17 protein-coding genes are annotated in these 21,418 nt (G+C 41.0%); 6 read left to right on the top strand and 11 right to left on the bottom strand.

Annotated elements, in window-relative coordinates; genetic code table 11:
- Positions 1-286: 286 nt before the first annotated feature.
- Positions 287-3,973, top strand: a complete 3,687-nt coding sequence (metH, locus tag FTV34_RS12080; protein WP_180070331.1) for a methionine synthase — start codon at positions 287-289, stop codon at positions 3,971-3,973.
- 167 nt (positions 3,974-4,140) lie between these two features.
- Positions 4,141-5,112, top strand: coding sequence for an IS481 family transposase (locus FTV34_RS12075; RefSeq protein ID WP_159122833.1), 972 nt, complete (start codon positions 4,141-4,143; stop codon positions 5,110-5,112).
- A gap of 219 nt (positions 5,113-5,331) precedes the next feature.
- On the opposite strand, the gene FTV34_RS12070 is transcribed toward FTV34_RS12075, so the two are convergent.
- The 3 genes from FTV34_RS12070 to FTV34_RS12060 form a co-directional block, all read right to left on the bottom strand.
- On the bottom strand, positions 5,332-6,606 hold the full coding sequence (locus FTV34_RS12070) for a glutaminase (RefSeq protein WP_180070329.1): 1,275 nt from the start codon (positions 6,604-6,606) through the stop codon (positions 5,332-5,334).
- Positions 6,607-6,872: 266 nt separating this feature from the next.
- On the bottom strand, positions 6,873-7,679 hold the full coding sequence (locus tag FTV34_RS12065; protein WP_159122835.1) for an SDR family oxidoreductase: 807 nt from the start codon (positions 7,677-7,679) through the stop codon (positions 6,873-6,875).
- Complete coding sequence (locus FTV34_RS12060) at positions 7,679-8,374, bottom strand: hypothetical protein (protein WP_159122836.1); 696 nt, start codon at positions 8,372-8,374, stop codon at positions 7,679-7,681. The genes FTV34_RS12065 and FTV34_RS12060 overlap by 1 nt, the downstream gene beginning before the upstream one ends.
- Positions 8,375-8,548: 174 nt before the next feature.
- On the opposite strand from FTV34_RS12060, the gene FTV34_RS12055 reads away from it, so the two are divergent.
- On the top strand, positions 8,549-11,443 hold the full coding sequence (locus FTV34_RS12055) for a valine--tRNA ligase (protein ID WP_180070327.1): 2,895 nt from the start codon (positions 8,549-8,551) through the stop codon (positions 11,441-11,443).
- 59 nt (positions 11,444-11,502) lie between these two features.
- A complete protein-coding gene (locus FTV34_RS12050) occupies positions 11,503-12,069 on the top strand; it encodes a toll/interleukin-1 receptor domain-containing protein (protein WP_180070325.1) in 567 nt (188 codons plus the stop codon).
- Positions 12,070-12,097: 28 nt separating this feature from the next.
- Here the strand turns inward: FTV34_RS12050 and FTV34_RS12045 are convergent, their stop codons facing one another.
- The 5 genes from FTV34_RS12045 to FTV34_RS12025 all read right to left on the bottom strand — a co-directional run bounded on the left by FTV34_RS12045 (position 12,098) and on the right by FTV34_RS12025 (position 16,544).
- Complete coding sequence (locus FTV34_RS12045; RefSeq protein WP_180070323.1) at positions 12,098-12,709, bottom strand: TIR domain-containing protein; 612 nt, start codon at positions 12,707-12,709, stop codon at positions 12,098-12,100.
- Positions 12,699-13,280: a hypothetical protein gene (locus tag FTV34_RS12040; protein ID WP_180070321.1), complete on the bottom strand. Its 582-nt coding sequence runs from the start codon at positions 13,278-13,280 to the stop codon at positions 12,699-12,701. The genes FTV34_RS12045 and FTV34_RS12040 overlap by 11 nt, the downstream gene beginning before the upstream one ends.
- Complete coding sequence (locus tag FTV34_RS12035) at positions 13,265-14,446, bottom strand: toll/interleukin-1 receptor domain-containing protein (protein ID WP_180070319.1); 1,182 nt, start codon at positions 14,444-14,446, stop codon at positions 13,265-13,267. Before FTV34_RS12035 ends, FTV34_RS12040 begins: the two co-directional genes overlap by 16 nt.
- 224 nt (positions 14,447-14,670) lie before the next feature.
- The gene (locus FTV34_RS12030; RefSeq protein ID WP_180070356.1) at positions 14,671-15,714 is read right to left on the bottom strand and encodes a molecular chaperone DnaJ; all 1,044 of its coding nucleotides are present in this window, start codon (positions 15,712-15,714) and stop codon (positions 14,671-14,673) included.
- Between the two features lie 143 nt (positions 15,715-15,857).
- Complete coding sequence (locus FTV34_RS12025; RefSeq protein ID WP_180070354.1) at positions 15,858-16,544, bottom strand: carbonic anhydrase; 687 nt, start codon at positions 16,542-16,544, stop codon at positions 15,858-15,860.
- Positions 16,545-17,023: 479 nt separating this feature from the next.
- Between FTV34_RS12025 and FTV34_RS12020 the strand changes: the two genes are divergently transcribed.
- The gene (locus FTV34_RS12020) at positions 17,024-17,701 is read left to right on the top strand and encodes a DUF421 domain-containing protein (protein WP_180070317.1); all 678 of its coding nucleotides are present in this window, start codon (positions 17,024-17,026) and stop codon (positions 17,699-17,701) included.
- Here FTV34_RS12020 and FTV34_RS12015 read toward each other — a convergent pair.
- From FTV34_RS12015 to FTV34_RS12005, 3 genes are all read right to left on the bottom strand, one after another.
- Positions 17,698-18,399 carry an HAD family hydrolase gene (locus FTV34_RS12015; RefSeq protein ID WP_180070315.1) on the bottom strand — a complete coding sequence of 234 codons (702 nt, stop codon included), beginning with the start codon at positions 18,397-18,399 and terminating at the stop codon, positions 17,698-17,700. The genes FTV34_RS12020 and FTV34_RS12015 overlap by 4 nt on opposite strands.
- 137 nt (positions 18,400-18,536) lie before the next feature.
- On the bottom strand, positions 18,537-19,724 hold the full coding sequence (locus FTV34_RS12010; RefSeq protein WP_180070313.1) for a porin: 1,188 nt from the start codon (positions 19,722-19,724) through the stop codon (positions 18,537-18,539).
- A gap of 136 nt (positions 19,725-19,860) precedes the next feature.
- Positions 19,861-21,102 carry an MFS transporter gene (locus tag FTV34_RS12005; RefSeq protein ID WP_180070352.1) on the bottom strand — a complete coding sequence of 414 codons (1,242 nt, stop codon included), beginning with the start codon at positions 21,100-21,102 and terminating at the stop codon, positions 19,861-19,863.
- A 177-nt stretch (positions 21,103-21,279) separates the two neighbouring features.
- On the opposite strand from FTV34_RS12005, the gene FTV34_RS12000 reads away from it, so the two are divergent.
- Positions 21,280-21,418: transposase (locus FTV34_RS12000; protein ID WP_145755836.1), on the top strand; the 139-nt coding region annotated here is incomplete at its 3' end.

Genomic DNA, 21,418 nt, shown 5'->3' with positions numbered 1-21,418 from the left:
CCTACCCGGCTGTCATATTTCCGAGCCTGTCATATTTGGCTAAAGATTAGCTTTGTAATATGACACTCTGATGAAAGCTGCTTACATTTTATTTTCCAGTCGTACACTTTTATCAGAAACTTTAATTTCCAGATTTCCATCTGTTTTCAGCTTCCTATACCGGCTTGAGTTTCTTTATCAAATTTTCATATCAAGCATATCCAGCATTCTGTATAAGCACTACAGAAAACTGCGCACTAATCTGTTAAGATTATTGCCGTTTTTGATGCTTACTGAGAAAGTTTGAATGTCCACACTTGCCACCCTAAAAGAACTTCTTGCCAAGAGAATTTTAATTATCGATGGTGCGATGGGTACCATGATCCAACGCCATAAATTGGAAGAAGCCGATTATCGTGGTGAGCGTTTTGCTGATTGGGCATACGACCTTAAAGGCAATAACGACTTACTTGTGCTGACTCAGCCACAGATTATTCAAGGCATTCACGAAGCGTATCTTGAAGCCGGTGCCGATATTATTGAAACCAATACCTTTAACGGCACCCGTGTTTCAATGTCTGACTATCACATGGAAGATCTGGTTCCTGAGATCAACCGTGAAGCGGCGCGTCTTGCCAAAGAAGCCTGTGCAAAATACTCAACGCCTGAAAAACCACGTTTTGTGGCAGGTGTGATTGGGCCGACATCACGTACTACGTCGATTTCACCAAATGTAAATGACCCTGCTTTCCGTAATATCACTTTTGACGAATTGAAAGTGAATTACATCGAATCAACCAAGGCCTTGATTGAAGGTGGTGTTGATATCATCCTGATCGAAACCGTATTCGATACTTTAAACGCCAAAGCTGCCATCTTTGCAGTGAAAGAAGTGTTTAAAGAACTGGGCACTGAATTGCCAATCATGATCTCAGGTACGATTACTGATGCGTCTGGCCGTACCTTGACTGGTCAAACTGCGGAAGCGTTCTGGAACTCAATGCGTCATGCAGAACCAATCTCGATTGGTTTCAACTGTGCACTGGGTGCAGATGCAATGCGTCCACACGTAAAAACTGTGTCTGATGTGGCGGATACTTTTGTGTCTGCGCATCCTAATGCCGGCTTGCCAAATGCCTTCGGTGGTTATGATGAAACGCCGGAAGAAACTGCAGCTTTCATTAAAGAATTTGCTGAAAGTGGTCTAATCAACATCACCGGTGGTTGTTGTGGTACCACTCCCGATCACATCCGCGCGATTGCTCAAGCAGTTGAGGGTATTGCTCCGCGTCAGGTCCCTGAAATTGAACCAGCATGTCGCCTCAGTGGTTTAGAGCCATTTAACATCACCAAAGATTCATTGTTCGTGAACGTCGGTGAACGTACCAACGTCACCGGTTCGAAAAAATTCCTGCGTCTGATCAAAGAAGAAAACTTCGCTGAAGCACTAGATGTTGCCCGTCAACAGGTTGAAGCCGGTGCACAGATCATCGACATCAACATGGATGAAGGCATGCTCGATTCAGAAGGTGCGATGGTACACTTCCTGAATCTGGTGGCATCTGAACCTGATATTTCTCGTGTGCCAATCATGATTGACTCATCAAAATGGGAAATCATTGAAGCTGGTCTGAAATGCGTGCAAGGTAAAGCGGTTGTTAACTCGATTTCCCTGAAAGAAGGTTATGACGAGTTTGTAGAACGTGCCCGCCTCTGCCGTCAGTACGGTGCAGCGGTGATTGTGATGGCATTCGATGAGAATGGTCAGGCAGATACAGCTGAACGTAAAAAACAAATCTGTAAGCGTTCTTATGACGTGCTGGTGAATGAAGTTGGCTTCCCGTCTGAAGACATTATCTTTGACCCGAACGTATTCGCTGTTGCAACCGGTATCGAAGAACACAACAATTATGCTGTAGATTTCATCGAAGCCACTGGCTGGATTAAACAGAACCTGCCAAATGCGATGATTTCTGGTGGTATCTCCAACGTATCGTTCTCATTCCGTGGTAATGAGCCGGTACGTGAAGCGATCCATGCGGTATTCCTGTACTACGGTATTCAGCAAGGTTTAACCATGGGTATTGTGAATGCTGGTCAGCTAGCAATTTACGATGACATCGACAAAGACCTGAAAGATGCGGTTGAAGATGTAATTCTGAACCGTAATCAGGGTGAAAGCGGTAATGAAGCAACTGAAAAATTGCTGGAAATAGCTGAAAAATACCGTGGTCAAGGTGGTGCACAAAAAGCGGAAGAAAACCTTGAATGGCGTAATGAAAGCGTTGAAAAGCGTCTTGAATATGCACTGGTTAAAGGTATTACCACTTACATCGACCAGGATACTGAAGAAGCTCGCCTGAAAGCTGTTCGTCCACTCGACGTAATCGAAGGCCCATTAATGGCCGGTATGAACGTAGTCGGTGACCTGTTCGGTGCCGGTAAGATGTTCCTGCCACAGGTGGTGAAATCTGCACGTGTGATGAAACAAGCTGTGGCATGGCTGAACCCGTACATTGAAGCGGAAAAAACCCAAGGTGAAGCCAAAGGTAAAATCCTGATGGCGACCGTAAAAGGCGACGTACATGACATCGGTAAGAATATCGTAGGCGTAGTACTGGGCTGTAACGGTTATGACGTGGTCGATCTTGGTGTCATGGTGCCATGTGAAAAGATTCTGCAAACTGCGATTGACGAAAAAGTTGATATCATCGGCCTATCTGGTCTGATCACACCGTCTCTAGATGAAATGGTTTTCGTTGCCAAAGAAATGCAGCGTAAAGGCTTTAATATTCCATTGATGATTGGTGGTGCAACGACTTCTAAAGCGCATACTGCGGTGAAAATTGCCCCGCAATACCAGAATGATGGCGTGTACTACACAGCTGATGCCTCTCGTGCCGTCGGTGTAGCGACTCAATTGCTATCTGCGGAAATGAAGCCAAAACTGGCAGCAGACTATGCAGCGGATTATGAAAAAATCCGTACCCGTCTTGCCAACAAACAGCCAAAAGCTGCGAAGCTGTCTTATGCTGAATCGGTTGAAAATGGTTTCAAAATTGACTTCGACAAGAATGCACCATTTAAACCAAACTTCATCGGTTCACAAACTTTCACCAACTATCCTTTAGAAACCCTGGTGGAATACTTTGACTGGACGCCGTTCTTCATTTCTTGGAGTCTTGCGGGCAAATTCCCGAAAATCCTTGAAGATGAAGTGGTCGGTGAAGCAGCACGTGACCTGTATGCACAAGCACAAGCGATGTTAAAAGACATCATCGAAAATAAACGTTTCGATGCGCGTGCAACGTTCAGCATCTACCCTGCAAATCGTACCGGTTCAGATACGGTTGCAGTGACTGATGAAGCTGGCAATGTAACGCATACTTTCGAGCACTTGCGTCAGCAGTCTGACAAAGTGACCGGTAAAGCGAACTACTCATTGGCTGACTTTATTGCGCCTAAAGATGTGGCTCAGGATTATCTGGGTGGCTTTACCGTTTCAATCTTCGGTGCGGAAGAGCTGTCTCAGGAATATAAAGCCAAAGGTGATGACTATAATGCGATTATGGTTCAAGCCTTGGGTGACCGTTTTGCGGAAGCCTTTGCAGAGCATCTGCACCAGCGCATCCGTAAAGAGTTCTGGGGCTATCAGGCTGACGAAACTCTAGACAATGATGAATTGATCAAAGAGAAGTATGTCGGCATCCGTCCTGCGCCGGGCTACCCTGCTTGTCCTGAACATTCTGAAAAAGCGCCACTCTTTGACTGGTTAGGTACGACTGAGAAGATGGGTACTTACCTAACTTCTAGCTTTGCAATGTGGCCACCTTCATCAGTGAGCGGTTTCTATTATGCAAACCCGCAAACTGAATACTTTAACGTGGGCAAAATCTCTGGTGATCAACTGGAAGATTATGCGAAGCGTAAAGGATGGACACTGGATGAAGCGAAACGTTGGTTAGCTCCGAATTTGGATGATTCAGTAGTTTAAGAAACTTCTAGTTTTGAGTAGAAAAAATCCCCTCAATTGAGGGGATTTTTTATATTCGACCTTTTTTCATTCCGGAAGCCAACCAAAAAAGATTTTTTCCATGATTGAGCCATGCCTGAGCATCATCTGTGTGATTCATAGACATCATTTCAATATAATGGGTGTCTATGAACAGAGAAATTCAACAAATACTCGTATGGGTTAAATTATTTGAAGAGACCAATAATGCTGGCCTGGTTTGTCGGAGATGTGGCATTTCTAGACCAACGTTACGCAAGTGGTGGAAACGATATTCTGAACAAGGTATTGATGGATTAAGTAGTCAGAGTAAACGTCCCTTAAAATCGCCAAATACTAAAATCAATGCTGAGCTAGAAGCTTTAATATTAGAAATGCGCTCGGCTAGAAATCTTGGTGCTCGACGTTTGCAAACAGAATTAATGAGGCTGCACGGAGTCTCGTTGTCCTTAGCGACTATCCATAAAGTACTATCCACCCATCAAGTCAAACCGATTAAAAAATTCCGTCGTAAAGTAGATTTCATTCGTTATGAACGCCCATTACCAGGCGATAGAATTCAAATGGATACCTGTAAACTGGGTCCTGGACTATATCAGTACACATCTATCGATGACTGCACACGATATCGCGTTTTAAGGATATATAAACGCCGAATAGCAGCGAATACTCTCGACTTTTTAGACTGCGTAATTGAAGAAATGCCTTTTCCCATACAGCGAATACAGACCGATCGTGGACGAGAATTCTTTGCTGAAAAAGTACAGAAAAAAATGATGCAGCATGGAATCAAATTTAGGCCAAATAAACCAGGTTCACCTCATCTGAATGGCAAGGTAGAGCGCTCACAAAAGACTGATAAATCTGAGTTCTACGCTACTGTAGATATCGATTCAGAGGATATCCAGAACAAACTGGCAGAATGGCAGCATTACTATAACTGGATGAGACCACATTCAGCTTTGAAAGGTAAAACACCGATGGAAAGGTACTTTGAATTATGTGAAGAAACTCCTTTCTCAGATGAAGTCCAGAAGCAATACAGCCCCTCAAATGAACGGATTCAACATGCCAATTACAAGATGGATTTAGAGATCGCTAAATTGAAACGATCTCTATGAATCACACAAATAAGATTATATGATGTAAAAAAGCCTCGAAATTGTTCGGGGCTTTTTATTTATATTCTTACTCCAATCCTCTCTTGCGCTTCCTTTAAAGCAGTGCTTTAAACTCGCTCAGGGATAAGGAGTAACATATGTTTATTTGCTTCAGCAAGTTAAGAATAGATATTCCCTCTCCTTTTAGGAGATGAGCAGCACTGCTACGCAAGGGAGAGGTTATTTATACTTTTCCAAAAACTTCTCCAACTCCTCCGTCACCACCACCCTTTTTCTACCCTTCAACTGGTCCTTATCCAGCAAACCTTCTGAATCTACGACTAGTACTTTATGTCCATCCTGTTTTAAACGATCTACACCTTCAAACAGCATTCGGGCACCGACATCATGCATCAAAGTGAGATTAGTCAAATCGAGGATAATGGTACTTTTACCTTCAGGTTCATCCTGCAAGATGCGTAGCAGCATTTCAGACTCGGTAAATTGCAACACGCCACGCAATTCATAAACCACGACGTTATTCTTTTTGCCCACCGTATAACGGCTTTGCAGAATGGTTTGTGCTGACGGCGTACCTTCCATGAGATGCAATCCCATATCGTGTGACAGATTTTCAAAGATTCTGACACCACGCACACTATTACCATGCTCATCAATTTTTGGGGAAAATACCGCAATTCCCACTTGCCCTGGCAGCACTCCAATAATGCCACCTGCCACGCCACTTTTGGCCGGAATACCGACTGTGGTCAGCCAGTCTCCAGCAGCATCGTACATACCGCAGGTCAGCATGACACTGAGTAATTGTCGGACTAAGGCCCGATCCAGCATGCGCTTACCCGTCTTAGGATGCACACCACCATTGGCCAATATACTGGTGATCACGGCTAGATCTTTGACGGTGACCTTAATCGCACACTGCTTGATATAGCCATGCACGATTTCTTTAGGATCTTCGTCCAGCACCCCAACAGTACGTAACATGTAGCCAATCGACATATTCCGAAAAGCTGTTTTAATTTCCGAATTATAAACTTGCTCATCAAAGGACAATTCCCGTCCTGCCAGTCCACTAAGAAAACGGCGTAACTGTTCAGCACGTGATACCGTTTTCTTGGCAGGAATCAGAGAATGTGTGGTAATCGCGCCAGAATTAATCATCGGGTTTTTGGGAATATTGCGTTCTTTTTCCAACGAAATCTGGTTAAAGGCCTCTCCCGAAGGTTCCACACCCACTTTTTCCAGTACCTGTTTTAGTCCTAGCTCCTTGATTGCCAGCGCATAGGCAAAAGGCTTGGAAAGAGACTGCATGGTAAATTCAACGTCATCATCCCCGGCAGAATAGAGGGTTCCATCTACGGTCGATAGTGCAAGTCCGAGCTTGTCAGGATTAACCGACGCGAGTTCAGGAATATAATCCGCCAGTGCGCCTTTTTTATTATCATGGCAAGCAGAAAGCACATGATTCAAATAATCCGGTACTGGCGTTTTCATGGCAAATGCTCCCATCTCAATCTTTTATATCATTTTTATTAAAACTGAATACTGAAGGCGGTTTTGCTACTTTTATGCAGTTTTATGTTGTGAAAATGGGATATGGGTAAAAGAGATAAAGAAAATAGATGACTTAATTGAACAAGATAAGAAATCTTAAAATAGATAAATCATAAAGATGAGCATATGATTTTCAGATTACAGGTCTATTTCTATCAAGCAATAAACCTGTAACCGATGACAACCAGCTTGATCTTGCAAACAGATTATTTCACCTTAGTTTTGCGAATCATCTTATACAATACTTTTGGCGATAGACGTGACACTAGAACACCCAGTTTTTCTTTAGAGCCCCCCACCACGATATATTCTTCACCACGTTTCAACGCTTCTACAGTCTGACGGGCAAAATCAGCCGGTTCCAGGCCATTTTCAATCGCTTCATCCTGCTTGGCCTGAGGTTTGCCTTCCCCATTTAAGGCATTAAAAGACACATTAGTTTTAATAAAGCCTGGAAAAATCACGGATACCTGAATACCCTGATCTGCCATTTCAGCGCGCAGGCTATTCGCCCACATATGAATCGCGCCTTTGGCTGCTGAATAAGACGCCCGATATTGAGTTCCAAGCAGGCCGGCCACACTGGAAATAAAAGCAATCCGGCCAGATTTCTGTTTTAAAAATGTCGGTAAAACTGTTTTGGTGAAAAACACCTGAGAGAAATAATCGACTTCCATAATGGCGCGTTCAGTCTGCATGGTGGTTTCCTGAATCAGGGCACGCTGACTGAGTCCGGCATTATTGATCAGCCAGTCAATGCGGCCTTTCTCACTTAGCACCTGTTCATAAGCCGTGCGTACCTGACTTTCATCAGTAATATCGGCCACGACTGAGATGTGTTGATCAGGATTCACCAGTCCTGAACGGACTTTTTCCAGTTCTTCCAAACGTCGTGCAGTCAATACTATCTGTGCACCTTGGGCAGCACATTCTTCAGCCAGTGCCTTACCAATTCCTGAAGATGCTCCGGTAATCCAGACTACTTTTCCCTGTAAATTTTCTAGTTTTGCCATTAAATCCTGTCACCCTCTTTATATGAATGTGTTCCTGGCGGCATTTCATCTTCCAGAAATGCCAGCAACTGCTCAAAATAATAACTCATGGTATCCGCATCATAGAGGCTACCGAGTTTATCAAAACGTTTATAACCCAGTTGTGTGGTCAGGTGAATCACACCATTCAATGTTTTATCCACCACCACATTAAATTTCAGCATCTTTTTTGGTTCACGCACCAGATGCGTCACACCCTGATCCACCACCTGAATAAAAGCTTTCAATGCCGGTGAGACATACTGGTTATTGCCACTTTTCATCTGCTCCACGCAGCCCAGCAGTTCCATGATCAGCATGCGCTCTACCGGATAGCGAACAAAGTATCCATCTTCATTTTCATGGGTCATCTTGTACAGATAGTTCACCATAGGAATCAGCCGATCATTACCAAAGAAAGAAACCGACCATGGCATATATTTGCGAGTCGTTTCTAAAATCTGTTGAATGACTTTTTCGGATTCCTGATCTGGGGAGCTAGAGAGCTGCACCACACGACCAAAAATCTGGTCAATAATTTCACAGGCAATATCGGCCAGATTTTCACCGAGCAATTTGGCCAGACTTTCCTGTTCGCCAGCATTAAATCGGGAATGCAGGTCTTTAAAGCGTTGATGGGTATCGGGGTGAATCTTGAGAGAAATGCTATAGCTCATCTTGTTATCCTTTTTTTAATCGTCTGCGATGAGTCGCGTTTTATCAATCTATCATACGTTGAGTTCAGGCAACTGCCAATTGGCGAAAGTTTGCTTTTGGTTAAGCTGCCGCATACCTTGATTTTTTTGCTACAATAGATGCAATTTTTTATCCACTTTTGATCTGTTTAGACTATGACTGATTCAGCGCAAAATATTGCTACGACCTACGATCCGACCGAGATCGAGAAAAAATGGTACCAAACCTGGGAAGAGCGCGGTTACTTCAAGCCGTCTCAAAAAGGTGAATCATTCTGTATCATGATTCCGCCGCCAAACGTCACTGGTAGCTTGCACATGGGTCATGGTTTTAACAATGCCATCATGGATGCCTTGACTCGTTATAATCGTATGTCAGGCAAAAATACCTTATGGCAGCCAGGTACTGACCATGCGGGGATCGCAACTCAGATGGTTGTTGAGCGTCAGTTAGGTGCTCAAGGCGTAAGTCGTCATGATCTGGGCCGTGAAAAGTTCATCGAAAAAGTCTGGGAATGGAAAGAACAGTCTGGCGGTAACATTACCCGTCAAATCCGTCGTTTGGGTTCTTCAGTAGACTGGTCACGTGAACGCTTCACCATGGATGAAGGTTTATCCAACGCGGTTAAAGAAGTATTCGTGAAACTGCATGAAGAAGGCTTAATTTACCGTGGTAAACGCCTTGTAAACTGGGACCCTAAACTACAAACTGCCCTTTCTGACTTAGAAGTTGAGTCTGATAAAGAAGAAGCAGGTTCACTTTGGCACTTCAAATATTTCTTTGAAGATAAGTCACTTCGTACCCATGACGGCAAAGATCACATTGTTGTGGCGACAACACGTCCTGAAACATTGCTTGGCGATACCGCTGTTGCGGTTGCGCTTGATGATGAACGCTATGCAGCGCTTGTTGGCAAGAACATTATCCTGCCAATCACAGGCCGTGCTGTTCCAATCGTTAAAGACGAATATGTAGACAAAGAATTCGGTACAGGATGCGTGAAAATCACCCCTGCGCACGACTTCAATGACTATGAAGTGGGTAAACGCTGTGGTCTGGCACTGATCAACATCTTCAACAAAAATGCCGAAGTTCTGGCTGAGTTTGAATACATCGCGAAAGCGGGCGAACAGATTTCTAAAACCATCCCTGCGCCTGCAGACTACATTGGTTTAGAGCGTTTTGAAGCACGTAAAAAACTGGTTGAGCAAGCAGAAGCTGAAGGCTGGTTAGACCAAATCCAACCTTACACACTAAAACCACCTCGCGGTGACCGCTCAGGTGTGATCGTTGAGCCATTACTGACAGACCAATGGTATGTAAAAATTGCGCCACTGGCTGAACCTGCAATTGAAGCGGTTAAAGATGGCCGTATCAAGTTCGTTCCTGAGCAGTACAGCAACATGTACATGTCATGGATGAATAACATTCAGGACTGGTGTATTTCACGTCAATTATGGTGGGGTCACCGTATTCCGGCCTGGTACGATGCTGAAGGCAATGTATTTGTCGGTCGTAACGAAGAAGAAGTTCGTGCGAAACACGGTATTGCACCTGAAGTTGAATTGAAACAGGACGAAGATGTACTGGATACCTGGTTCTCTTCTGGTTTGTGGACATTCTCAACTTTAGGCTGGACTGGCGACGAAGCGAAAGATAAAGAAAACTATTTCTTGAATACTTTCCACCCGACTGATGTTCTTGTCACTGGTTTCGACATCATTTTCTTCTGGGTTGCCCGTATGATCATGCTTACGATGCACTTCATGAAAAATGAAGATGGCACACCACAAGTACCATTCAAAACTGTGTATGTACATGGTCTAGTACGTGATGGCGAAGGTCAGAAGATGTCTAAATCTAAGGGTAACGTGCTTGACCCATTAGATTTGATTGACGGTGTTGATCTTGAAACTTTAGTACAAAAACGTACCACAGGTTTGATGAACCCGAAACAAGCAGCGAAGATTGAAAAATCGACCCGTAAAGAATTCCCTGAAGGGATTCAATCTTACGGTACAGATGCAGTTCGTTTCACCTTCTGTGCGCTTGCCAACACAGGTCGTGACATTAAGTTCGACATGAAACGTGTTGAAGGTTACCGTAACTTCGCCAACAAAATCTGGAACGCAACCCGTTTCGTGATGATGAACTGCGAAGAGCAAGTGATTGGTCAAGACGTTCGTCAAGACCTTTGGGAATTGCCTGAGCAGTGGATTGTCAGCCGTCTACAAAAAGCGGAAGCTGCGGTTCAACAAGCCTTTGCGACCTATCGTTTAGACTTGGCTGCACAAGCGATTTACGAGTTCATTTGGAATGAATACTGTGACTGGTATGTCGAGCTGACGAAACCGGTTCTGAATGACGAAAACGTATCGGTTGAACGTAAAGCTGAAGTGCGTCGTGTGCTTCTTTCTGTAATGGAAGCCTCTTTACGTTTGGCACATCCGTTGATGCCTTACTTAACAGAAGAAATCTGGCAAACACTCGCGCCGAAACTCAACATTTCTGGCGAAACGATTATGCTCGCACAGTACCCTGTTGCTGACCAAGCATTAGTGAATGAACAAGCTGAAGCAGATATGCAATGGCTGCAAGGTTTGATTGGTGCGGTACGTAACATCCGTGGTGAAATGGGCCTAGGGAATGCGCGTTTGTTGCCTGTTCTTCTTCAAAACACCACTGATGCAGAAAAAGCGCAGATTGCTCGTATTGAACCATTGTTTAAAGCCTTGGCTAAAGTTGAAAGCATTACTTTCCTCGCGGATGTTGAACAACCACCATTGTCTTCTTCATCTGTAGTCGGTCATGTGTCTGTATTTGTTCCAATGAAGGGCTTAATTGACCCGAAAGCGGAATTGGGTCGTCTACAAAAAGACTTAGACAAGGTGCAAAAACAGCATGACCAAATTGCAACTAAACTTTCGAATGAAGGTTTTGTGGCAAAAGCACCTGCCGCTGTGGTTGAAGGCGAGAAAGTAAAACTTGCTGAGTTTGCTGACCAATTAGCGAAGATTAAAGCGAATATGGAGCAAATTGCAGCGCTTTAATTTATTGCCAAATGTTTAAAAAATAAGCTAAAATCCCTTCATTATTGAGGGGATTTTTTATGCGTTTTTTTACATTTAGTGAAATGAAAGCCTATGCTGAAAATGAGACATCTCGTTTTAATATAAGTATGGAAAGCTATTTTAATGAGTCTATCAAACAACAAAATAAACAAAATAATTTTGATATTTTTCTCTCACATTCGTCTAAAGATCAAACATTAATTTTAGGTATTAAAAAATTCATAGAGGAAAGTGGCTATAGCGTATATATCGATTGGGTAGATGATCCGCAGCTTGATCGAGCTAATGTCAATACTAAAACTGCTGATGTGCTACGCACTCGAATGAGACAATCAAAATTTTTAGTATATGTGGATTCAAATAATGCGACAACTTCAAAATGGATGCCGTGGGAACTAGGTTATTTTGATGGTTTTAAACCGAAAAAAATCGGAATTTTGCCTATTAAAAATAAAACTGAAGATACTTATATTGGTCAAGAATATTTAGGATTATATCCTGTTATTGAAAAGGCTTACACCTTTAATGATTGGAAAAATTCTCGAATATCAAATGAATTTTTTCAAAATTATTTTAAAGAAAATGTTCATATGCTATATGGGTAATTGATACTACCCATATAGTATTTTTTAATTAGACATTAACTCTTAAATTATATTTATCTACATTACTTCGGTTGTTAAGTGCTTTCTCAATCCAAGTATCGAATTGGCTTAAAAATTGTGTCCAAGTACATGTAACAATATAGCTAGAATCATTTCCCCATAAATAGCTTGGTTTAATATTATTTTTATTTAAGCGAATAATATCAAATCCGAAGTTATAATTATCAGCATAACTATAATTTCCCCATGTATCAGGCAAAACTACCGCTAATAATGCATTAGGCTTACTATAATTTCCATTTCTACACTTAGTTCTTAACGAATAGGAAATTTCCCATGGAATCCATTGATCTTTTTCAGCAGGATTAAAGGTTTTCATATTTGGAGAAATAAGAATAATTGTAATAGAACTATCAAAAATCTTATCTGCTAATTTTGAATATATTGTAGATTCTTTGAATGTTTCTAGCGACTCATTGTCATTTTCACCCTTATTAATATGACCATATTTAGGAAGAAGCTTCTGCTGAATAATATCAACATAATGACGTGGTGTTGTTTGTTCCCAATATGGTGTTGAGTTTAAAGTTTGGACACTTGAATCAGCATACTTATACGAAATAAAAATTTTATTTCCCATCTAAAATCCCCTCAAATAATTCATCAAATAATGGTAAATAACAAAAATCTGTTAATAATCTTTCATTTTCAAATTTATTTTGAAAATATAAAATGCGTGAAGCTGCACCTGTTGATGCAATCGGAAATACTGGTACGTCAGGGTGAGCTTCTTTGAATAATTTATACTCATCTTCAACCCCTTCCATTCCGCCTATAAAAATAGCTGCACAGAAATTATTTTTAATAATCATTTCTTCACGCATTAATTGCAGACTAGAAGCTTTATCCTGTAAGGCCTCTGTACGAATAATTTTTCCTACGTATTCATTTTCAGGTGGAAAAAAATTAGATTGATAAAGCGTAACATGGTCTTCAACTTTCAGCTTTTGCTTTTCTAAAACCAATTTAATCAATGGAGTTATAGAGGGATGACCTCCCCACACCAACTCGGCTTTCGGTAAAGCAATTCTAGCTAGAGCAATCACGGCATCACGTATTGCTGTGTTATCCGCAGTATCAAAATACTTAAGGTCTCTATCAGCTAAGGGAATACTTGCCGATAAAAATATTTTTTTTAAATTGCTAGCCATTCTGACACCTTACCAATTTCTTTGGTTTTTACTGGCAAATGCTCATTTAACCAACTTAAATGTCGCACCCAAATATCTCGAATATGAATTTCATCATATAGAATATAAATTTTATCTAAACCTTCTTCATAAATAGACTTAATCAAAGTTTGTGATTGTTCATAATTAAGTGCATTTGGTATACCAATAGCAGGAACGACTACCGATTTTTCACCATCTTTTTCAAGCTCAATGAACTTATGGCTTGAAAGCGTTGCTGTTACCTTTGATTTTTCAGCATAATGCATGAATGTAGAAATAAGCTTATCTTGACGTGAAGCCAAAGTACGGGCTCTCAAGGCTTCAGTAAATTGGACAATTTTTAAAAGACTATCTTCATTTAACTTCGCATTAACATCACGAAAATCATTGTTTATGAAGTCTGATGCTTCTAATTTGAATATTTCTGAGAGTTGCGCTCCCTGTATTACAGTATACTCGGGCCATACAATTTGAACTAAACCAATAGATGCAAGATTTGCTTCACTTAACTCTTTCTGTGTCCATTCACTTTCTAAGTAATTTTCTGTACTTAGTAATACAACCACATCGCTATCAATCATTCTCTGCAATAATTCTTCTTGGAATGACTCAGATTTACGAATCGAATGAGTATCTAAGAATACATCGAAGTTATGTTGTTCAAGATATTCATATAGCTGAATCGCAACACCTGATGAATCACTACGCTTATAACTTACAAATGCACGGCGCTTTGCTTTAAGTAGATTAAAAGCCTCTAAAGCATTACTCACAACTTTTACAATAGCCAAATCCGTTGTCAATCTTAAAATACTCAATCCATTATATTTTTGAATTGATTTAGGTACTAAATTATTAAATTCAGATAAATCCTCATCAATCAATGGCAGTAATAAAGTTGCATCCTTTACCAATTTATTAACAATGGCTTCATCTAAAAAGCCGGTGTCAGTTCTTTGTCCCATATAAATACAAAAAGCGGGATTTGCATCTGTATATTCTTCAAAATTATATCTATCAAGAATTTTAAAGAATGACTTATCAATTCCTAATTCATCAATTCTTTCAAAAAAAACATCTTTAACTTTTGGGAATAATTGATGATCAATTGCCCCCATAAATATTAGTTGATAATAGTGCTTCAAAGCAGCCTCTTGATTTTTAATATTTGATCAAATATATCTGTTCAAAAAGTTATAATTCAAGGCTAAATATCTATTATTTTTAATTTTTTTATAAAACTCCATGCTCCAACAGCATCTCCAACCCACTCTCTTTCCCCATAAAGCTCAGTCGTTGCTTTTCTGCTTTCAGCTGTTGCTTAAAACCCTCACCCTAGCCCTCTCGCATAGGGAGAGGAAGAAAAACCTTAAAGCATCCCATGCCTTAAAAACATCTCTAATCCTTTCACCTTTTTGATATACATCAGGCGTTCTTTTTCGACTTTAATCTGCTGCTTGATAGTGGAAGTATCTTCATCAATCTGTTTATACAGATCAGCAATTTGAACCTTACCTTTTGCCTTTTTGACTGCAATTCTGGTTTTTGATGACCAGACCAATCGATTGATCAATGCATCAATCTGCTCTTGTAACTTCTGGCTCTGCGCATCCAAAGCCAGTTGATACAGCTTGACTTGCTCTGCACTTAAACTCTTTTGCGAAGGATCTCGATCTTGCTCAATCTGAAGCTGCATTTTTAGTAAGGCAAACAAATCTTGTTCTGCATAGGCCTCATTGGCACGCTGCAACAATTCAGTTTTTTTAATCTTTTTTACATCATTCGCTTCACGATCCGGATGAATCGCTGCAGCAATCTTTAAATATACAGATTTCACTGACTGCTCTGCCATTGCGGCTGCCTGTTTCTGCTTTTCCTGCTGGCGTTTTAGTTTGGCCTGCTCGCGGATTTGCTGAAAATGATCAGAAGCCCATTCTTCAAATCCCTCAGCATCAGCCGGATCTGGGACATTTTCATTCTTAAAAAACCTTTCCAGTTCATTGGTCTTTTTTTGGCTTTTTCTGAATTGAGCATGTTCAGCGCGTTGCTGATAATAGATGAAGATTTCATTGACCTTATTGGCTTCTTGCGCTGACATCGCCTGAGAATCTTGCAGATAATCTGCCAGGTATTGAATCTTTTCATCCAGTACTACCAACTCGACCTTGGTAAAATCTGTTTCCTGCAAGTGCTTCCAGAGCTGTTCGAGCTGCTCAAACAGCACACCATGTAATTCATGATAGACCGGCATGAAAGTTTTATGCGTATATTGCTGTAGGTCTTCTTCAGCCTGTTGCCATTGTTTTAACTCCAGCTTCTGCTGTTCGATTTTATCAATCAGACGATCCAGCTTCTTCTGCTGTGGCGAAAGCGCTGTGAATGGCTGGATCATGGTTTTTAAGTCAAAGAGCATGGCAGCAGAAAGACCCAAGGAAATCTTATCTATATTAATTCTTTCAGCATTCGCCACAAAGTTCTTTTCACCTTAGGCTATTGAAATTTGTATCAGAATTAAAAAAAGCAGAACTGTGTCTGCTTTTTCCATGCTGCTGTTTATTATTCCAGTACCACACGGCCATTTAAGGGCTGTACCGGACGGTTATTTGGATGACCCATTAACTTGGAAAATTCTGAAATCTGTTGCTTTGAGGCCTGCTGGATCTCTTTCAGAATTAACCAGCGCACACCTTCGGAACATGGTGGTGTGGTCAGCGAACCACTAAAGCGGTAATAATCCAGATTCTTAGGCAACATCTCATTTACAGGTTGCGGTTTCTTCAAGACGACTTTTTCACCTTGCTTTTTCGGCAAGCGATTCCACATACGTTTAAGCATCGGATTTTCTGTACCCTGCTCAAACATCATCGCCACTACAGCAAGTTCCCCTTGAGCATTGGCATGGACAAAATGAATCTCTAGAGGATAGCTCTTGCCTTTAATCAGGTTTTCACTTGGGCTATGCAGATGAAACTGTTTCAGCATAAAAGTTTCACCATCCAGCTGTAATTCTCCGCCTTGAGCAAAGTCTACCTGAACGGTATGACCTTTATTTTCAATTGTGTGAATCATAGTGTTATAGCTAAACTTGAGCGGTTCCAGTTCGGCTTTGACTGTTCGCTCGATATTGATTGGTGACTGGTTCAATCCATTACAGGCTGAATATTTCTGGTTTAGAGTCGACCATTGTTCAGGCTGATCATAGTTCCAGTCTGCATCTGCAAATACCGCTGTACTTAAGCCCATAACCGTTAAAAGCGTGAATATCTTTTTCACAATACATCCTTTCTTGGAAGTCAAAATCAATATTTTTAATTTAAAAAACAGAATTTTAGCTTGACCTAATCGCTATATTTTTCAGGCCACAACATACAGAAATTTATAAGTATCACGTTATTTGATTACAAATCATTAAATAGTTCTCATTATTCCTAGGAAATTACTCAGATTTTATCTTGATATATTTCAGCAGGATATTATTTATACTGATTAAAAGTCATACAGAGTAAAATATGAACTGGTTCAAATTTAATCTGTTGAATAATCAATCAATATTTACATGAAATATCTATCTTATTTTCTCAAAATCGCTATATCTTTTATTCACAGCGATCATATTCAAAAAACATAATTTATTTTTATTCAAAAACTTACACAATTACAGCAGCAAATTAACAGCTGAGATTGCTAGACTCGAAACAAAGAGTGTTCTGGAAATAATAACAATGGACTGGGCCACCATATTTATAAATGATACGACCTGGGAATTTGCCACAGAGATTTTGCTACGCTGCGTAGTCATGTACGCGATGATTATCCTGTTTCTGCGGCTGACAGGTAAACGTGGGGTACGACAACTTTCGATCTTTGAAGTCACCATCATTCTTGCCTTAGGTTCTATTGCCGGCGATCCGATGTTTACTGAAGATATTCCCCTGATTCAGGCAGTTTTGGTGATGTCGGTCATTATTGTCATGTATCGCCTAACTACTTGGCTCATGATGAAATATCAATGGTTCGAAGACCTGCTGGAAGGTAAACCGATTTATATCGTGGAAGATGGCGTACTGGTCGTTGAAGAAATTAAAAAAGGTAAAATGTCGCATGATGAATTCTTTGCGGAGATGCGTCAGCAAGGCATTGAACACTTGGGTCAGGTGCGCTTGGGTTTACTGGAAACTGACGGTAAATTCAGCATTTTGTATTTCCATCCAGATGATGTTCGGCATGGGCTCCCGCTTTTCCCTAAATCCTGCTGCATTGTCAAAGAAGTCAGACCAGAAGAGCTTTATGCCTGTATTTATTGCGGTCAAGTCCAGCATTTAAAAGAAGCGGAACAGACTTGTCCACGCTGTCATTCTCACCAATGGGCAAAAGCCATGGATAGCCACCGGATTACTTAAAGCTGCTTAAGCCGCTGCAAATGATCAAAGATTTCTGGTAATTGCTGAATCTTATATTGAATATGTCCGGCATCCGGATGGAAACCTTGCATCCACAAAGCATGCATACCTACGGCTGTTGCGCCTTGAATATCATTGACAGGATGATCACCAATATATAGACACTTCTCTGGCTGCACGCCTAAACGCTCTGCGGTAATCTGGAAAATTTCCGGTTGCGGTTTATTAAAGCCGACCAATCCTGAACTGACAATCTCATCAAAATACTCTGCAATACCTAAACCGCGAATGGTATTTAATCGGGTCTCATGTCCGCCATTGGATACAATGGCCAAGCGATAACCTTCAGTTTTAAGCTGTTTTAATACTTGCCCTGCTTGCGGCATCTCTACGGCGAAACGTCCAAACTGACTAAACCAGAATTGCGCCAGCTCGTCTAGATCTGGTGGAGTTAACCAGGATAATTCCTGCAACAATGCATATGCAGCTGAAGCGCCAATACTGCCATGGGTGAGCAATTCCTTTTTCGGATAACCGCCATTATCAATGCGTCGTACAATCTCGATAATTTTCTCAAGTTCAACCTGTGCTAGTGCCGAAGTATAATATTCTGCCAGATAACGGCTATAGGCCTGTGTCGTCAGGTCACGGTGCGTCAAGGTATTGTCGAGATCGAATAGAACTGCTTGAATGGTCATAATTAAAAAAGGAATAGAAGGTTTTCTGTCATGGTAACAGCTGGGAACTTTCAGGATTAGACCTAAAATTGCTAAGTTTTGTTGTTTCAGGAATAAAAAAAGCGATGCCGAAGCATCGCTTTTATTTTGTTCTAAAATTAGAACTTGTATTCGAAACCTGTACCTAAAAGGAACTGATTATCTTCATCGGAACCTTGTTCAATCGTCAGGTAGCCTGCTGTACCGTACACTTTGACTTGTTTAGAGAAAGCATAGTCAACACCAGCAAGGATTTGCTTAGCTTCAAAGTCAGAAGTAGCATCATCAAACGTTACATCGCTATAGCTATACTGCCCCTTCACTGTCCAATTTTTAGCATTTGGAAAGTTATATTCCGCACCTACCAACCAAGCTTGCGCATCGTCAATATTACGAGCAAAGGCAGGGGCAACATTTACAGTTCTTTCATCCGGTGTATCTGCATCTAATACTACGTTAATAGGTGTACTTGCATTTGCATTTTCAACTTCAGAAACTTGGTACAAACCACGGATTGACAAACCATTATCTAAATTTACACGACCAATAGCACGAAGCGTATTTAACTCAGTTGTAAAATTAGAACGCACACCTACATCTCTTGAGTCAGCGTTCAGGAAACCACGTGCCAATAAACGAGATGGAATTGCTTTGTCATAACCTAAACCAGCAACAAAAGTTTTGTCTGAATAGACTACAGAAGAAGACCAGGAATCACCTAGGCCACGACCAGCAACAGTTGAACCACCTTTAGTTGCTTTAATAGTGTCATTACCTTCACCGGTCGCTAATTGAAGTTTAGCTTCGATCTTGCCTTCACCTACTTGGAAAGCTGGTGTTTCATAAACAAGTACATTATCAATACGGTTTTCACCAGCCATGATACCTGCGACATCGGCATTGTTAGCTACATAGTTATTGAAGGTATCTACTACAGATGAAAGTTGCTTTACAGGCGTATCAATCTTACCGACTTTTAACGCACCTAATTTCTCATCTTTTAAACCAATGAGAATATTACGCGGTACGAATACGTCATTGCTGCTGTTTGAACCTTCATCACTATAGAATGTGAATTCAGCTTGGTATAACGCGCTTAAACGGTCAGTTAATTTTTCATCCCCTTTTAAACCCAAGAATGAGTTATTAGAGTTCAAGTCAGTAATATGACGATCTTCTACGCCATTTTTATTATCTGCTTGTACATGATCTAGAGAAAGATCGATTTCACCATAGAAAGTTGGTGCTGCAAATGTAGTCCCCGCTAAAAGGCTGAGTGCGATTGCTGTTGCTAACTTAGTTTTCATTAAAAAATCCTTTAACTTATTTTGTTACAAATAATACACACGACGCCTATATTACAAAATTATTAAAAAAATATTTACATATTCTTTTTAATACTTTAGGTGGGGAGTTAATTAACCTATTTATTCATAAGGGATTTTAAATATTTCTCGCTATTTTCATCCATCGGAAAATAGGAATTAGGCAAAAAATCGCAATAATTACGATCAAATTTAGATAGTTTTGGTAACCCAAAGCGTCCCCTAATAGCCCGCTCAGGCTATAAAGTCCCCCGCTTATAGTAGCCATCAAGGCGACCTGAAAGGTGAAATCAGTCCCTGCCAGATGCTTGCGACTGTATTGCATCACCAAGGTCAGCATAACCACTAGGAGCATGGCCGATACCATATCTTCAACAGCATTAATAAGATAAATGATCCAGTTTGCCACTTTGTTTCGGGCTTCATACTGTGCAGCCAGCCAGGCATAAGCGATTAGACTGAGTATTTTCAGAATAGAGAAAATCATTAAACTCCAGCTGCGCGACCAGTATTTCAAACACCAGCCTGCTAGCCCTGCGCCAATCAACGCTGCAAAAGCGCCGAGCATGGTGACATAAATACCAATCTGGCTAAAACTCAGTCCCAAATCGACCATCAAAGGTTTTAATAAAGGCCCAGACAGACCATCTGCCACTTTAAAGGTCAGTAAAACCAGCAGCCATGTCGCCAAGGTAGAATCAGCTAAAAAATATTGAAAATAAGCTTTGATTCTAGTCCGAGCAGGTAATTTCTCGGATGATGAAGAAATCATCTTTTGATGATCTGGTTCTTTAAACCATAACACCGGTAAAGTATTCAGAAAGACCAGAACTGCCAGCAGTAAAAAGGTCATCTGCCAATGCAAAAAGTCGAGTAACCACAGGATTGCCCCGCCTCCAACAATAAAGCCCAAGCGGGAACCAATCACCTGAAAGGTATTACCCCAGTGCTGTTGTTCATTTTTTAGAATATTGACTGCCAGTCCATCTGTAGCAATATCCTGCGTAGCGCCAATCCCATTCATCACTAACAACGTGATAAAAAAGATCAGCAGATACAGCGGCTGATTTAAGGCTTGGATCGGCAAGTAAGACAGTCCAATCAGTACAGCAACAGAAAGCCATTGCAAAGGGATAATCCAGCTTCGATAATGACCTCTAGCTTTTGATCCATGGCGATCAACTAAAGGTGCCCAGAAGATTTTAATCGACCATGGCAGCATCAGCAGGCCAAATCCACCAATATGCGTCAAAGATACACCTTGAGCACGCAAAATTACTGGAAGTGCATGCGTCATAAACCCCACCGGTAAACCTTGCGCCCAGTATAAGGAAAATAGCAAAACATAGAGGTTGCGCATGGCCGGCATTAAAAGTCCTTGGCTGATCAAACATTCCAGAAAACATTATCTGGCATGGATATTTTGCCAGTGAAAAAATTACCACGAAGGAATAATATAGGGTGTGTTGACACTTTTAGCTTAAAAAAATAGCGAAGTAGTAAAATCAAATCGCCAAACCCAATTTTACTATTCGCTATGCCTCGTACCATGCTGACAGATCAACACTGGCAAAAGTTGAAAGTTATTCTGCGTAATTTATCCATTCACCACAACTCAAATTTACGCAATTTTATTGAAGCTATTCTCTATAGAATTAGAACAGGCTGTCCGTGGC

It is taken from the genome of Acinetobacter sp. YH16038, assembly GCF_013417275.1.
Taxonomy (GTDB): domain Bacteria; phylum Pseudomonadota; class Gammaproteobacteria; order Pseudomonadales; family Moraxellaceae; genus Acinetobacter.
Note: the sequence above shows the minus strand (reverse complement) of the source record. Positions and strands in the feature narration are given on the sequence as shown.

What these genes read in the sequence shown, in the direction of transcription:
- FTV34_RS12075 (WP_159122833.1), top strand. Translation starts at nt 4,141, where the DNA reads ATGAACAGAGAAATTCAACAAATACTCGTATGGGTTAAATTATTTGAA.
- FTV34_RS12015 (WP_180070315.1), bottom strand. Translation starts at nt 18,399, where the DNA reads ATGACCATTCAAGCAGTTCTATTCGATCTCGACAATACCTTGACGCAC.
- FTV34_RS12060 (WP_159122836.1), bottom strand. Translation starts at nt 8,374, where the DNA reads ATGAGCTATAGCATTTCTCTCAAGATTCACCCCGATACCCATCAACGC.
- FTV34_RS12055 (WP_180070327.1), top strand. Translation starts at nt 8,549, where the DNA reads ATGACTGATTCAGCGCAAAATATTGCTACGACCTACGATCCGACCGAG.
- FTV34_RS12070 (WP_180070329.1), bottom strand. Translation starts at nt 6,606, where the DNA reads ATGAAAACGCCAGTACCGGATTATTTGAATCATGTGCTTTCTGCTTGC.
- FTV34_RS12050 (WP_180070325.1), top strand. Translation starts at nt 11,503, where the DNA reads ATGCGTTTTTTTACATTTAGTGAAATGAAAGCCTATGCTGAAAATGAG.
- FTV34_RS12005 (WP_180070352.1), bottom strand. Translation starts at nt 21,102, where the DNA reads ATGCGCAACCTCTATGTTTTGCTATTTTCCTTATACTGGGCGCAAGGT.
- FTV34_RS12030 (WP_180070356.1), bottom strand. Translation starts at nt 15,714, where the DNA reads ATGCTCTTTGACTTAAAAACCATGATCCAGCCATTCACAGCGCTTTCG.
- FTV34_RS12040 (WP_180070321.1), bottom strand. Translation starts at nt 13,280, where the DNA reads ATGGCTAGCAATTTAAAAAAAATATTTTTATCGGCAAGTATTCCCTTA.
- FTV34_RS12025 (WP_180070354.1), bottom strand. Translation starts at nt 16,544, where the DNA reads ATGGGCTTAAGTACAGCGGTATTTGCAGATGCAGACTGGAACTATGAT.
- FTV34_RS12065 (WP_159122835.1), bottom strand. Translation starts at nt 7,679, where the DNA reads ATGGCAAAACTAGAAAATTTACAGGGAAAAGTAGTCTGGATTACCGGA.
- FTV34_RS12045 (WP_180070323.1), bottom strand. Translation starts at nt 12,709, where the DNA reads ATGGGAAATAAAATTTTTATTTCGTATAAGTATGCTGATTCAAGTGTC.
- FTV34_RS12010 (WP_180070313.1), bottom strand. Translation starts at nt 19,724, where the DNA reads ATGAAAACTAAGTTAGCAACAGCAATCGCACTCAGCCTTTTAGCGGGG.
- metH (WP_180070331.1), top strand. Translation starts at nt 287, where the DNA reads ATGTCCACACTTGCCACCCTAAAAGAACTTCTTGCCAAGAGAATTTTA.
- FTV34_RS12020 (WP_180070317.1), top strand. Translation starts at nt 17,024, where the DNA reads ATGGACTGGGCCACCATATTTATAAATGATACGACCTGGGAATTTGCC.